This window comes from Nocardia gipuzkoensis, assembly GCF_021183645.1.
GTDB classification, from domain to species: domain Bacteria; phylum Actinomycetota; class Actinomycetes; order Mycobacteriales; family Mycobacteriaceae; genus Nocardia; species Nocardia abscessus.
Genome location: NZ_CP089225.1, coordinates 5005215 through 5019598 on the forward strand (window position 1 = coordinate 5005215; position 14384 = coordinate 5019598).

A 14384-nucleotide genomic window follows, 5' to 3' on the forward strand; every position below is an offset into this window, starting at 1 on the left:
TTCTCGCCCGCCATCGCTTCTGACATCCGCCATTCGACTACCGTCCGAGCCGGTCGCCGTGCCGACTGCGAGGCGGGGGTGCCGGAGTCGGGCATGAGCCTCTCTCGAGACAACGCAGGTGAGACGGGTACCGACCTCTCCGGCTCGATGACCGATCGGCTCGTCGAATTCGTCGGCCTACTCCGTGATCACGGCATCGACGCGGGGCCGAGCGAGACCATCGATGCGGCGGAGGCGATGCTTGCCCTCGGAATCGGCGACCGCAATCGCCTGCGCTCCGGCATGGCCGCCTGCCTGCTGCGCCGCAACGGTCAACGCGCGGTGTTCGACCAGCTCTTCGACCTCTACTTCCTGACCGCCCAGCAGCCGCGGGCTGTCGATCAGCCGACATCGGAGTCCGTCGAAGCTTTGCGTGATCGCCTCGTCTCCGCACTGACACAAGATGATTCGGAGTCGGTCGCCGAACTGGCCCGCCGGGCGCTGACCGAACTCGGCGGTTACGGCGGCGCGGGAACCGGTCAGTCCTCCGCGCCGGTCACCACCGCGTCCGGCGCAGGCTGGTCCTCCTACCTGACCATGAAAGCCCTACGCCCGGAAGAACTCATCGATCGCATCGTCGCGGGCATGAACGGCACCTCCCAGCTCGACACCACCGTCCACACCATCGAAGCCAACCGCCGCCTCGACGCATTCCGCACCGCCGTCCGAACCGAAGCCCGGCTGCGCTCGGCGCAACTGCGCGGCACCGAATACATCGCCCGCCGCGGCGTCGAATCCAGCACCGACCAGATCGATTTCCTGGGCGCCCGCGAACAGGACCTCGCCGAAATGCGCCGCCTCGTCCACCCTTTGGCCCGCAAACTCGCCACCCGCCTCGCCGTCCGCCGCCGCAAAGCCGTGCGCGGCCACATCGACCTACGCCGCACCCTGCGCCGCTCGATGTCCACCGGCGGCGTCCCCATCGACCCGGTCCTGCGCGCCCGCAAACACGGCCGCCCCGACCTCGTCGTCCTCGCCGACATCTCCGGCTCGGTCACCGGCTTCGCCGAATTCACCCTCCACCTGATCCAGGCCCTGCAAGACCAGTTCAGCAAGGTCCGCAGCTTCGGCTTCGTCGACACCTGCGACGAGATCACGGCCTTCTTCACCCCCGGCGAACCGCCCACTCCCGGAACAGCCGCCCGAATCATCCGCTCCACCAAGGTCGCCCGCTTCGGCAGCTCCAACTACGGCGAAGCGTTCCAAGGGTTCCTCGACAACTACGCCGACGCCCTCGGGCCGCGCACGTCGGTCCTCATCCTCGGTGACGGGCGGACCAACCGCACAGACCCGAATCTCGCGGCGGTGCAGACCATTGTCGACCGGGCGAAGCACACCTATTGGCTCAATCCCGAGCCGTCACGCTCGTGGTCGACCGGGGACTCCGCAGCCCACGTGTACGCGGAGTGCGTGACGATGTACGAGTGCCGGAACGTCAAACAACTTTCCGAGGTCATAGCCCGGTTGTTGCCCTCGTGAGAACCATCTAGAAGTCATACGCACCCTACGCTCGCCGAGCGGATTGCCGACCACGTCGTCGCGACGCGATTCAGTGGCTCGCCGTCTCGAAGTGACCTCGAAGTTATCCTGATTCACATGGTGTCCGATCCGCCCTGGACGCGGGACGAATTGATCCTCGCCTGCGAGCTGGTCATGGACAACGGCTGGCGACAGATTCGAGAGCCAGATCCCGCGCCGTTGAACTGTCTGAGCTGTTGAATCGTGCATCGATCCATCCGCCCGAGCGCCGAAGTCCGAGATTTCGAAGTACTGGAAGTGTCTCGCGGAAGACTGCCGATCTGGAGACGGCGCACCCTGACCATCAAAGGGGGCAGACTCGCGGGTCGAAGCAGGACCGAGAGGTTCTGGCCGACTTCCGGAGTTCCCCTGATGAGATGCGCGCAGCTGCCGTGGAGATTCGAAGAGGCATCTTGTCCGGCGAGTCTGCGGGGAAGTCGGCAGGCGGTTGAGATCAATCAGCGCCACTGACTGTGCGACAACGACAATGTCGGGCGTGCCGAATATCCCGCGCGACGGGTCCTCCAGTTTCTCCTCGGGGATGACGCGTGCAGTCGGGTCTTGCCCGAGCACCTCGGCGAGCAGCGGCGCGCGACCGATCAGCCGGTAGCGGGTCAGGGTCCAATCTCCAGGCGGCGTTACCGCGCTCGGTCAGGACGACTTCGATCGCCGCTCGCATCGACTCCTTGAGGTCGGCAGCCTTGTGGCCGTCGGCTTAGATCCAGGTTTTGACAACCTCATGCGCCAGATCGCCCTTGTTCTCCCGCCGGACCTTCGACGGTGATCGGCTTTGCGCCGCACGGACCGACGGACGCCGGGCAGCACGTCAGCCGCCAGGCCCGCGATGGTGACAGCCAGGCATCGCCTGTTGGCATCGGTGCACTCATGGCTGGCTGGCTGCGAAGTCGCAGAGCTGGAACACCCGTCCTGGATCGCGATCAAGCGTGAAGGCGTCGATGAAGAACGTCTTCTTGGCGTCACCAACAGTCGCCTCGGCGAAGGCCGCAATCTCACCCAGCCGGCCGTTGAGGAAGGTGCTCTCGGAGGCCTCCAGCGGGTGCCGCACGACCAGGATGTACTTGCCCAGCTGCGGATGAGTGAACTGCACCGTGCCGGGCACGTCCTCGATTGCTGACGCGTCGTAGCCGTGGGCCCAGTTCGCAAGGGCACGCTCCTGAGCTGCCACGTCGATCGTGAGCCGACCCGTGCGGAGCACCTCGAGCAGGTCGCGGGCCAGCCGCCAGTCGAGCAGCGCGTGATACGACATGTTCCCGTAGTCGCGCAGGCAGCGGTAGCATGAGGCGCTGCAGATCTCGGCGTGCTCCGGCTCTGCGAGATGCATCAGGTAGGTATCAACGTCGTCGAGCAGCGTGGGGAGCACGGCGGGGCGACCGAGGTGCGTGCTGAAGCCGGCGCCGTTTTCCAGCGAGTCGGCGATGAACGCGTACGGCGCAGGTTCGCCGTTCGCGACACCAGCGAAGATGCCCGCCACCAGCTCCAGTGGCTCGATGTCCAGCTTGGCCGAAGCCACCTTGCGCAACAGGAACGCCAGCGAGTACCAGGCTGCCCGTCGGCCATCCGATGGCTCAGGTACGCCGCTGGGCTGGAAGCGTGAGGCGAAGTCCAGCCGCAAACCTTCGCCCAGGATCGTGCCGCGCTCCGGGCCGAGGAACAGGAAATCGGTCGGCTGCACCGCGCCGAGGGCCACGCTGAACGGATCACCGGTGACATCGCTTCGCCGTGCGAGCCCCTTCTCGACGGCCTCGACAGAGACGTAGCCGCCCCAGTTCGGCCAGATCGCTGCCGCCGGTCGGAACTCGAATAGCCGCCCGCCATTGTCGTTGATCACGTACCGCTGACCGGGGCCGGAGTAGGCCATCGCCGAACCCTGCTTTCCCGGCTCGAGCTTGGACAGGTCGGCAAGGGCGCGGGCAGCCATGGCCCGGGGAGACCAGCTGAAGTTACCGTCGAAGTCGCGAGGCCAGTGGCCCGCCCGAGATCCCAGCGGCTCGCGCAGGTTGAAGCGGGTGAACCCCCCAGGTGCACAGCACTGCGGACAGATCGTGATGTCGCCGAGGTCGTCTGAGGACAGGAAGGAGCATGAGCGGCACAGGTAGATTTCACGGGAGACGCCCAGGGCGTCGTCGTCAGCGTGCTGCGGTGGTCGGCCGACACCCTTGAAGGCCGCGACGCCGACTGAAGTGTACACGCGACCGTCGCGCACGACTTCGCTCATCGGAGCGAATTGGCTGACCGCCATGGCGAGATCCCGGTCGATGGTCATCGGGGGCGGCCACGGGTACGACGAGCCGGGCCGATCAAGGTAGAGGTACCGCACGCTCGTCGGGAAGCCGAACATCGGCAGCACGCCGCGCTCAGCCAGACGCTGGCTCAGCTCCTCGTGGCCGACCTCATCAACTGCGTCGTCGATCAGCTTCGGCAGCCCAGCGATGCAGCGATCGGCCAGCTCGACGGCGTCTCCCGCAAGCTTCGTCCGGGCCGTCATCGCTGTCGCGGCTTCCACGATCCGTGTGCGGTTCTTGGCCAGCCAGCTGGCGAGGAGCGGCCGGGCCGTTGGCCAGCCGTCGACGGTGCCAAATGCGCCGTGCACGTTCGTCGTCGCGGTGAAGCTGCCGCCCGCGCCGGTGATGGCTTCGGCGACATCCGGCATGGCAAGCCGCAAGACTTCACCGTGTAGCGACCGCATGACGATTTCGTCTCGGTCTACTGCGAGGTACGGCTGGGGTGTTGGGTCGTTGATGATGCGCTCTGGTTGATCGAAGTAGTACTCGTCGTGGCTGCGACCCCGGCAAATCGTCAATGCCACCGCGACCGGCGTGCCACGGCGACCGGCCCGGCCAACACGCTGCTGGTAGTTGAAGCGGGTCGGCGGCATGTTGCCGAGCACGACGGCGGATAGCGCGCCGATGTCGACGCCGGCCTCCATCGTCGTGGTCACGCTGAGCAGGTCGATGCCATCCGCCAGCGGGATCTCGGGGCTGGCGCCGGAGTCGAGAAAGACCTCCTGGAAGCAGGACTGCCGCTGTTGCGCGTCGCTGCGGTCAGTCTGGCCAGTCAGTTCCTTGCTGTTGAGGCGGAACCGCCCCGAACGGGTCGTCGCCCGCCAGCCGTAGTAGTCGTGCTCGACCTCATACGGCTCGGCGTCCGTTGGCAGCACGGTGCTGCAGTAGGTGCAGTAGCCGCAGCCACGCGACAGGTGGCTGCGTCGGCAGTTGGTGCAGCTCCAGCTCTCTTTGCCGCCACGGCGCAGGACGACACTGCCCGGATCGATGAGGTAGTCGCGGACGGCTGTCTTGCATTGCTCGCCGAAGATGCGCATCAGGTCCTCGACCTTCGGGCCGCCCGCTGCCTCGATCTTGCGCCAGAAGCGCTTGAGTTGCCGGGGCGGATCGCTCGGGCGCGGATCGCGCAGGCCGATGAAGCGACGGGTATCGGCCAGCACCCGGAGACTGGCGCGGGCGTAGGCCAGGTCGCTGGTAGCCGGAATTTCAATCGGCCCCTTATCCGATGCCAGCGCCAGCCAGCCCAGGCCGAGGGACTCGAAGTCGCGTCCCGCGCCAGAGAACAGGCCGTTCAGGATTTCCGTCATCAGGGACTGGTCGATCCGCAACCGCAGGGCGGTGAGCTGAGGGGAGAGGTCCGACCGCAGCTTGATCGGTGTCGCGTCCCAGTCGGAGAGGCGCGTCCATGGGCGCTTGGGGTCACCATCGGTCTCCTGCAGGCTGGCGTGCGGGCCGCCGGGGTTGAGGCCGAGCGACAGCAGTTCTTCGGCGATCGTGCCTGCCGTCACCTCGAGCGTTGCCCCCGTGGTGAGCCGGGCAATGAGGTCCGGTTCGTCCTCGACTTTCGTGCCGGGCCGTCCTTCCCAGATGTTGCGCAGCTGCGTGAAGACGCCAGCATCGCTGGCCTCCAGCCGCTCGATTGCCTCCCATGACGCGGGTGTCCGCTCGTTGTCCGCGAAGTGGGCGCGGGCCAGGGCGATATCCGCAGTCGGATTGCTGGTTGTCTCCAGGTACTCGTTGAGCAGCAGGCGGAGGAGGTCCTGATAGTGCCGCAGTGCCATGCCCGAGGACAGCTTGGCGGCATCCTGGCGGCTGTCCGTGAACAGGATGATCTTGCGGTCCTCATGCGCCAGGTCGGTCGCGAGTTCCGTGGTCAGTACCTGGTTGATCTTCTCGAAACCAGTGCGCATGCCGCGGATCGGCGAGCGCTGCGTCGCCGGGTCGGTATGCGGCAGGCGGCCATCAGGACCCCACTCGATCGCCCAGTCGTCGCCGCAAGCCGGGCAGCAGGTCGGGAAAGGGCTGACGGTTGTCACTTCACGCGGGGCACGGACGTCCGCATGGAATGTCCAGCCGGTGTGGTCGCGTCCGTTACCGACGTTGCGTACCTCGCCGCTGGCCGGGTTGAGCACGCTGCGGCGGAAGCTGTATTTGACCTTACCGCCATCCCTTGTCCATGTCGGTCTTTCGGGTGCATCCAGGTTCTCGACCGGGTTCGGCCAGTAGAGAAGGTAGTTGGCGGCAGTCCGCTCTAGACGCACTCGATCAGGCAGCTTGGACAGTTCAGGGATATCGCCGAGCATGAGGGTGCGGACGACCCGCTTCTGGGTTGCTCCTTCCGGTGTAAAGCCGCCGAGCATGACATCGCCGCAGTTCTGGCAGTAGAGCAGTTCGAGCACGCGAGCACCGCAACTGCATCGGGTGACCGGCTCGCTGTACAGTCGGCCGACCGGACGCGGGCCGGCCTTTTCCGGTGCATCCGGGCACTTCGGATCAGTACAGGCCCAGACCCCCGGCACGTTGCGGAAGAAGTAGTGCGCGCGGACCTTTGGGTCGGCCTCGAAAGGCTTTTCGGCCATGCCGCGCAGCAGGTTTGCCAGCGCATCCCTGCCCTCGCTGCCGGTCTCCGGGAAGACGCGAGCCGCCGTGTCATCGAGCGATTTGGCGGCGGCTTCCTCTTCACCCTTGGCGTTGGGCTCCAGGAAAGCCCGGCGCAGCGAGTTCATCAGGCCGCCGTCGCGGGCGATCGCCGCGGCTACGGTCGGGCTCGCTGCGGCGATCGCCTTCGCGTCGTCAGCGGTGCCGGTCGGCGCCGTGGACGGCATGGCAAGGCTGCCGCGCACGAACTCGAAGGACGAAGCGTCGACGCCGAAGAACTCCTCGAGATACTGCCGGTCACGATCGGCATCGATCGATGCCGATGCCGCAAGGATGCGCAGCTTGTCGGGCCGGTCGGTCAGACCGAGGCGGTGCTTCAGGTTGCGCAGCAGGTACGCCACTTCGGTGCCGGCCGTGCCGCGATACATGTGCAGCTCGTCAATGACCAAGGTGAAGCGGTGCGACGCATCGGCATCGAGCCATTCCCGGGTCTTGCCGAAGAAATGCTCGTCGCGCTCGCGCAGCAACATCACGTTGAGCATCGAGTAATTGGTGACCAGCACGTCCGGGGGCTGGTCGGCCATGTCCCAACGCGACCGCATCTCGGCGCCATCGAGCCGCGGGACGAAGTAGCGGACCTCGTCCTTACCGGTTGCGGCCGCCACCTTGGCCGCCCGCATGGCGCGTTGCTCGGTCTCGAAGAGGATTTTCTGCAGGCGCTCCACGGCGATGTCGCTGGTGCAGACGCCGGTCACCGGCGTCGCGCCGGTGTAGCGGCCGAAGAAGAACCGGTGTCCCCGGCGGTTGTCGTCGAGCCAGGCACGCACCTTGTCGCTATCCAGTGCCCGTCGCATACGCATCAGCTGGTCGTCGACCAGCGCGTTCATCGGGTACAAGATCAGCGCTCGCACGGCATCCTTGCGCCCCGTCTCACCGCGGCGTTGGGGCTGGAAACTGCCGCCGGGCGTCCGCCACCATGGATTGAGCGGCGCTGGTCCGCCCGTCCAGCCGCGGGACTCTTCGAGTAGCGAGGCGAGGATCGGCAGCAGGAACGACTCGGTCTTGCCGGAACCAGTGCCCGCCGTAATGATCATGTTGCGCCCGGGCGTCAGACCGGCTTCGAGCGCCTTTTCCTGATGCAGGTACAGCGGCCGATCTGGCGGGATCAGGCCGGCCCCAGCGAAGCCGCCCAACTCGGTTGGCCCGCCGCACGCGAGGACGGATTGCTCGAGGTTGTAATCGGATGTTTCGTACTCCGGTCGCAGCTCGATCAGCGGCCAGCGGTAAACGCCGTTGTCCCGGTCGAACAGCCGGCGGCGTTCGTCCTGGAGCCGTTGATTCTGTAGTCCGAACGGGGTGTCGTAGTAGCGGAAGTAGGCCTCACGAAGCCGCTGGAACGTGCCCATCACGTCGAGGTTGCGCTGGTTCGGTTCTACCGGTGTCATGTGCCCTCCCGTACTCAATCTATGACGACAACGTGCTGGCGCACCGACCATGCCACCAGCTCAGCGATCGTCAGGGGAACGTTCTTGTATATGGCCGTTCTGGCTATCGTGCTGAACTTGGTTAATAGCCCGCTGCACAGCACCAGCGCCCGGGCCTGCAGCGGTGGCAGCGGTGCGCCCTGGTCGACGAACAACGTGCCGACCGCCTCGTCGCCGACCTGCCGTTCTTTGCGCCAGCGAATGACCTGCTTTTGGCGGTCGGCGAGCGTCCACCAGATGCCGTGCGCGTGCTCGGTCGCAGACCAGTTGTTTCCGCGGCGGTAGCGGTACTGGTGGCGCCCTTGCACGAGGAAGCGGCACAACCCATCGCCGTCCGGTGGCCCGGCTACAAAGTCGATCCCCCCGCTGCTGCTGATCGTCAGGTGCTCGGTCGGGGTGCCCCATGCCGGCGGCGCGGCCGGGGCGCCGAGCTGCAGCCGTAGCAACCGCTCGGCCAAGTGCTGCGCCGCGCAGCCGACATAGCGCACGCCGCTGTGCGCCAGCAACATTTCCATCTCGCTCAGAGAATCCGTTTGCAGGTAGACCGACGACGGCGCACGCAGGCGGGCCGGTTCGCTCGCATCGTGCTCCGTTACGCGGACCGCGAAGTCGTCCTCGAAGCCCTCGACGAGACCGAGCGGGCGACGTCCCGCGATCACGACCGTGCCGTCGCTGGCCGGCAGCAATGCCGCCGCCGCGGGTGCAATGCCCCAGCGACCACGGTCCCAGTCGATCTCGGCGTGGCCGAGCGCTGACAGGTCGCGCAACCACCGGGCGGTCGCGAAACTCGTGGGGTTCACGTCGGCGGTTCGGGCGAACCAAGTGATCCGCTGGCGAAGATCCTGGATATCGCCGGTCCCGGTCTCGCTCATCCAAGCGAGCATGATGTCAGCGCGCACGGTAGTGCTCCCACGCTCGCGCATACAGCCGCCAGAGAACGTTCTCCGACTGCACGCTGCTGTACAGCTCGTCCCAGAGCAGCCGCTCCTCGATCGACAGCCCGCGGAAGCTCGGCTCACGGCCGCGCAGTTTGGTGATTGACCAGCCCGTCAGGCGCTTCTGCGCCAGCCAGACTGCCTCGCCGGTCGGCACCTCGAAGTACAGGTAGGGCAGCTCGGGCAGGCAACTTGGCGAAGGCGGGTCGCTGATCTTCGCCACGTGACCGTCCGCCCCGATGAGCACGGTCTCCCCGGAGCCGCGACGGGCCAGTACAGGCCGCTTGATGTCCGCACCCGGCACGACGGCGCCGCAGATCCCCTCGACCCCTTCGGCGAGCTTCTGCAACTTGCCGTCTACCCAGCCGATTCGTCCGACGTTAATCGGCGCGCGGTCGTCGATGGCGCCGCGCTCGACGACGAAGGTCAGGGTCTCCTCGTCGGCCTCGACGGTGTGCGTGCCGTCGCTGTAGCCACCGCCGAGGCGGCAGAACGGGAATGGGAAGAGCGACGCACGGATGCGGCCAGCCTGGCCGTCCAGTGTGACGTCCACGTCGCGTGGTTCCGCTCCGACCGGCAATACAAGATCGGGCTCGCCACCGGCCAGGTACACGTTGCGGGCGAGGCTGCGGACGATTGGAAGACCATTGATGAGCGTTGGCCGGATCGTGGCACCACGCCGCATGCCAGCCGCCACCGATCCCGGCAGTGCGGCGAGGGCGCTGTCCAGCCGCTCTTGGTCGGAGAACACCACCTGCGAGAAGACAGCGAAGCCGCTGCCGAGCAACCGAGCGCAGTACGGCGGATCGAGCGTTCGCCAGCCGACATCTGCGGCTGACCGCAGTGCCTGGCTGACCGCCGCCGCCACGTCGGTCGCGACAACGAACACGTGCCCTTCATACGGCTGAACGACATCCACCGACCGCCAGCCGCCGACGTCGGTGTCCTCGGCGAGGGCGAGCATTTTGGTCGGCTGAAACTCCGCCACGCATTTTTCACCGCGGGCGACCAGGCCCGTGGTGAGGGCGTTCGCCGTCACGTCGGGCAGCCCCTCTGCCTTGTACATGGTGCTGTGCGGGTCGGCCGTGATCATCACCTCGAATGGTGCCCCAGCATCGACGCCCGTCAGGATGTCGCCCGCGATGTCCCGCACCGCGGGGACGACCCACCAGGCTCGCACGTCATCGAGATCGAGTGCCAACCGGAGCTTGAGCCGACGCAGACCTTCCGACGTGATGATGTTGCCGTCCCACGCAACCGCCAAGTCGTGCAGGAGCGGGGCCAGGATTGGCACGAGGTCGTCGTCATCGAGCGACTCGACGAATCGGTCGGTCAGCCCGTGGCCCCGGCGGCTGACCCACAGCCGCAGCATCCGCAACAAGGACTCGGCGCTGGGCACACCTTGCACACGCAGGTCGAGAGTGGCGAAGAACTGCGTGAGCGCCGCCCGGTCGCTCCGCCGGAGAAGCGTCTGCGACAGCGGATAGCCGATGCGCGGCTGCTCTTGGCCGACGCCGATGGTGGAGATGCCGTACTCGCCGCCCCACTCCTTGAGCCAGCGATCCAGCTCTTCCCACATGTCGACGACGTCGAGGAAGGCGCCGCGTTCGCGTAGGCAGTAGCGGGCGGACTCGATTGTCTCCTCCGACTCGTCCGGCAACAGAACGCGAACGAGCGGCATGTAGTAGTTGTGCCGAAATATGCCGCCGTGGCTGCGCATCTCGGAGGCCGCGAGCACGCTGAGCGCGAGAATCGGCAGCGTCGGCGGGGGTTCTATGCGGTCGCCGCGTCGCCACTGGGCCGTCAGCCGCTTGGCGCGAGCGAACATCGACGTTCCGTAACCGACGTCGACGACGCTGCGGACGGCGCTTGCCAACGAACGGGCGCCATCTTCCCCTTCATCGGCGAGGTGCTGCAGTTCGTCGCTGTCCACGAACATCACCACGGGCTGACCGGAGCGGCCCTTCAAGAAAGCGAGCACCAACCGCTCCTGCCACAAGGCATACGCGTCAGGCAGGGCTTCCACGGTGACGGTGACCACATACGGACTTTACGACCGGCCAACACTTTTCGCCGACAGATCGGCCGTCGCGGGGAGCTGAAGTGGTCGCAGTGTTTGATGAGCAGGTCGGCGAGCGCCATCGTCTGCAAGATCGACTGCCTATGTACAACCAGCGGGTCGGGCTGGTTCTCGTCGGTGAAGAACGTGCAGCCAGCCTCTGCGACAGGGTTGCAGGCGCTCGGCGAACGCGCGGCTGGCAGCGAAACGGACGACCGGGGCCTCGGACCATTCCTGGACATGTCCTCGGCAGCTCGCTGCTGTCACCATGCCGACCGCATTCAGGGCGTACGTCAGCCCGACAATGCCGATCTCGAGTCGCCCCGATTCGGCGGGACGTCTTAAGCGAACTCGCTCGGAGCGTCCCGATCGGCGTCTGTCAGATCTTCGCCCGGATCGCTGACGTACCCGTCTTCCGCGATGGCCGCCAGGCGGTCAAGGCGGGGCTTCATCCTGTGCCAGTACAGCTATCGCCTCGGCCATGGATCGCTCGATGGCGAGGTACTCCCCGGCTTCTTCGAACGTCGCGTCGATGATCCGCCAGCTGTCATGGAAGCAGCCGATGCCAGGCCGCTCGTCGTCGCCCAGCTTGTCTATGTTGTCCTCGATTTCACGCGGCGTCCAGTACGTCGTGTCCTTGGGCGATTTCGAAGTGCCGACGGGTGATATCACCGGATACATGGGCGGCTCCTGGGTGCTGTTGACTTTGCTTTTGAAATCACCGCCGACCGACACACTGCCTACCTAGAGGGTGGCTCCGGCCAAAGCGTGCCGCACTACCTCGACGGCATCTGTCAGCGCCCGTGCTCTGGAAAGTAGTCGGCGAGGCCCTGGATTCCAGGATTGCCGGAGTCAGATGACAGACTGCCGGACGTGGTAGATAACGACGAGGCGCAGCTTCCTTTCGACAGCGTCGATGAGGTTTCGTGTGTCAAGGACAGCCGCGCCCGGGCAATTCGTCGTCGCCGCAACAAGTTCCGGACACACCCCTCACCGAAGGGTCAGATGTCCGCACTCAGGAAGGCGTGGACGCCCGGCACCAACCTGAGCCAGGCGGTTCCGGCCGAACTGGAATCCCTCGTGAATTGGTTCGAAGGCCAGCCTGACGCCCGCGAGCGATTCCGCTGGGCACTCCGCGACTCGCTCGATGAGTGTCTCGACGGCCAGCGCACCGGCCGGTGGGCCTACCAGCACCTGACCAAGACGGAGAAGACGTACCTAGGTACAGCGGTCGAGGTGAACCTGACCAAAGAGTTCGAGATCGAGAACGGCGCCGATCTCGACTGGCAGGTCCTCGGCATCGACTTGGACTGCAAGTTTTCCAAGGACGCCGGGAGCTGGGAAATTCCGATGGAGATGTACCTCTGCCCCGACCACGGCGACCGCTCCGGCAAGGCGGACCACCCGGCGCTACTGGTGTGGTTCAACGACAACACCGGGCATTGGGCCGCTGGCATGGTCAAGGTGACCGATGATCGCCTGCGCTGGAAAGTAGCGAAAGAGGGCGAGCCGCCTAAGCGTGCCTACAACCGAGACAACAAGCGCAAGTTCGCGGATCACACGTTCACGGGCATCTACTGGCTGTGGGGCGGGCTGCAGAGGGACCTGCCGTCTAACCTGCTGCTCGGCCTGGCGGACGACGCACGGTCGCGGATCTTTGCCGATGCCAAGTCCGGCCAGAAGCGCGTCAACCAGCTGTTCCGCGAGGTGCAGGGACGCATCGTCGGCAGGCAGACCGTGCTGACCGTCGCTCAGCAGGACGACGCTCCGAAGCGAGCCCGGGACGCACGGATCCAGCTGCGCACTGAAGGCATCATCGTGCTCGGCCACCAGGACATGCACCCAAAGATCGCGCGGGCACTGAACATCACTGTGCCGGTCAAGGGGGAGTGGATCGCCGTGCGCCTGAAGTCGGCCTCAGCCAACGAGACGAACTGGTTCGCGGTCGATGGGGTGCACTGGACCGTGGCCACCGCCGCCGACCCAGTAGTGGCTGCACCGGAGCTTCCAGCGGTCAATTACGCAACGCGCTACAGCTTTCCGGCGCCCAGCCCGACTAACTGACGTTCAGCGTGGCGGTGCGCTTGGCGCGCAGTTCGGCCGGTGTGATGAACGGCTTGTGCGCGTGCAGCACCCGGTGACATGCAGGGCAGACCAGTGGGAGATCGGTCAACTTCGTCCGTGACTTGCCGATCTTGTGCAGCGGCACCACGTGGTGCACATCGATGACCTCGATGCCGTCGCCGTACTGCTCGCGCGACCCGAAGTCGCAGACCTCGCAGGCCAATTGTCCAGTCGCTGTGAGTACCGCAGCCTTCTTGCGCTGCACCAGCCCACGGTCGCGCTCGTATCGGCGGTGCAGCCTATACAGCAGGCTTCCTCCGCGCAGACTCTTCCTCTTCCTCGGTCGACTCGTTGGTCTCCGGCACATCGCCCGCGCGGAGGACGGCGAGCGCGACTTGGTGCAGTTGCTCCGACCGGTCGGCCCACTCGTTCCAGACCGCAACGTTGCCTTGCGCGCCGTGCTGCATGCCGGTTCGGGGATGCGCCGGATCGATCGCGGCGAAGTTCGAAACCTCAAGCGCGACGCCGGCGGCGTTCCGGAAATTCGGATTTTCGCGAACCTCCGGCGGGTGGATGGTCAACCTGCGCAGGGCTGCACTGAGTGCAACCGCTTCCTTTGTCGTCTTGCTCCAGCTGCCTTGGCCACGCCGCTTCAGGTATGCATCCAGCGCCAGGATGAGTTCGTCCCGCGTCCAGTCCGGCAGGCTCTCTGGCCTTGTCACCGTGGAGCCGAGTTTGCCGAGCAGGTTCGCGACTGTGGCGTCGCCGCCGCTGAAGTCGCTCGATAGCACAGGCGTCGGACTGCTGGTAGCCGTGGTCGGCCGCCACGATCGCTTTGGAGTCGTAGAACCGGCCATCCTGGACGACGAAGTACGACCGCGCCTCCCCGAAGCCCTACTTGGCGAGGAACGCTTGCCGCCCGAGCTCGTCGAACTCGGCCAGCGCCCTGCGCACGGCAGTGGAGTCGGTCAGATCACGGAACGCCATGGCGGGCACGGTAGCGCTACGGGCCGACAGGACGCCGACGGTCGATGGAAGCCGCTGAGTCACAGGCGTAGATATCCTCAGGAGGTTGAGCTCATCCGACTCGTATTCAACGGCCCTCGCTCGGTTGGGATGCTCGACTTCGAGGCGGCGCCATTGACGGTTCTGTTCGGCATGAACAACGCCGGCAAGACGAACATCCTTGAGGTCACCACTGAAGCCCTCGACGACGAGAAAGTCGCCACCGCAGCCAGTTTCAAACATCAGCGAAAGCACTCTTCGCCGCTCACGGCATCGCCCTGATCCACTGCCCGGTCACCGGCAACGACGCCTGCTACCGCGCTTGCGAGAGTTCGCCTAGGTGCTGAACGGAGCCCGCCACCAACGCACCCGCCCCCAC

9 protein-coding genes are annotated in these 14384 nt (G+C 66.0%); 3 read left to right on the forward strand and 6 right to left on the reverse strand.

Annotation, left to right across the window (positions count from 1 at the left end; all coding sequences use genetic code 11):
* Window positions 1–93 precede the first annotated feature (93 nt).
* Complete coding sequence (locus tag LTT66_RS22680; RefSeq protein WP_233060525.1) at window positions 94–1518, forward strand: vWA domain-containing protein; 1425 nt, start codon at window positions 94–96, stop codon at window positions 1516–1518.
* 922 nt (window positions 1519–2440) lie between these two features.
* Here LTT66_RS22680 and LTT66_RS22685 read toward each other — a convergent pair.
* The 4 genes from LTT66_RS22685 to LTT66_RS22700 all read right to left on the reverse strand — a co-directional run bounded on the left by LTT66_RS22685 (window position 2441) and on the right by LTT66_RS22700 (window position 11671).
* Window positions 2441–7903 (reverse strand): DEAD/DEAH box helicase, encoded by a 5463-nt coding sequence (locus LTT66_RS22685; protein ID WP_233060526.1) that lies wholly within the window; start codon window positions 7901–7903, stop codon window positions 2441–2443.
* Between the two features lie 14 nt (window positions 7904–7917).
* Window positions 7918–8814 (reverse strand): hypothetical protein, encoded by an 897-nt coding sequence (locus LTT66_RS22690; protein ID WP_233060527.1) that lies wholly within the window; start codon window positions 8812–8814, stop codon window positions 7918–7920.
* Between the two features lie 16 nt (window positions 8815–8830).
* Window positions 8831–10918 carry a hypothetical protein gene (locus tag LTT66_RS22695; RefSeq protein ID WP_233060529.1) on the reverse strand — a complete coding sequence of 696 codons (2088 nt, stop codon included), beginning with the start codon at window positions 10916–10918 and terminating at the stop codon, window positions 8831–8833.
* A 453-nt stretch (window positions 10919–11371) separates the two neighbouring features.
* Entirely contained in the window at window positions 11372–11671 is a 300-nt protein-coding gene (locus LTT66_RS22700; protein ID WP_233060531.1) for a hypothetical protein, read from the reverse strand.
* A 138-nt stretch (window positions 11672–11809) separates the two neighbouring features.
* On the opposite strand from LTT66_RS22700, the gene LTT66_RS22705 reads away from it, so the two are divergent.
* Window positions 11810–13000, forward strand: coding sequence for a NaeI family type II restriction endonuclease (locus LTT66_RS22705; protein WP_233060532.1), 1191 nt, complete (start codon window positions 11810–11812; stop codon window positions 12998–13000).
* On the opposite strand, the gene LTT66_RS22710 is transcribed toward LTT66_RS22705, so the two are convergent.
* Both LTT66_RS22710 and LTT66_RS22715 read right to left on the reverse strand, forming a co-directional pair.
* On the reverse strand, window positions 12993–13265 hold the full coding sequence (locus LTT66_RS22710; RefSeq protein ID WP_233060533.1) for an HNH endonuclease: 273 nt from the start codon (window positions 13263–13265) through the stop codon (window positions 12993–12995). The two genes, LTT66_RS22705 and LTT66_RS22710, sit on opposite strands and share 8 nt — an antisense overlap.
* 34 nt (window positions 13266–13299) lie before the next feature.
* Entirely contained in the window at window positions 13300–13791 is a 492-nt protein-coding gene (locus tag LTT66_RS22715; protein ID WP_233060535.1) for a hypothetical protein, read from the reverse strand.
* Between the two features lie 325 nt (window positions 13792–14116).
* On the opposite strand from LTT66_RS22715, the gene LTT66_RS22720 reads away from it, so the two are divergent.
* Window positions 14117–14287, forward strand: a complete 171-nt coding sequence (locus tag LTT66_RS22720; protein ID WP_233060538.1) for a hypothetical protein — start codon at window positions 14117–14119, stop codon at window positions 14285–14287.
* Window positions 14288–14384: the final 97 nt, after the last annotated feature.

What these genes read in the sequence shown, in the direction of transcription:
- LTT66_RS22685 (WP_233060526.1), bottom strand. Translation starts at nt 7,903, where the DNA reads ATGACACCGGTAGAACCGAACCAGCGCAACCTCGACGTGATGGGCACG.
- LTT66_RS22690 (WP_233060527.1), bottom strand. Translation starts at nt 8,814, where the DNA reads ATGAGCGAGACCGGGACCGGCGATATCCAGGATCTTCGCCAGCGGATC.
- LTT66_RS22720 (WP_233060538.1), top strand. Translation starts at nt 14,117, where the DNA reads ATGCTCGACTTCGAGGCGGCGCCATTGACGGTTCTGTTCGGCATGAAC.
- LTT66_RS22680 (WP_233060525.1), top strand. Translation starts at nt 94, where the DNA reads ATGAGCCTCTCTCGAGACAACGCAGGTGAGACGGGTACCGACCTCTCC.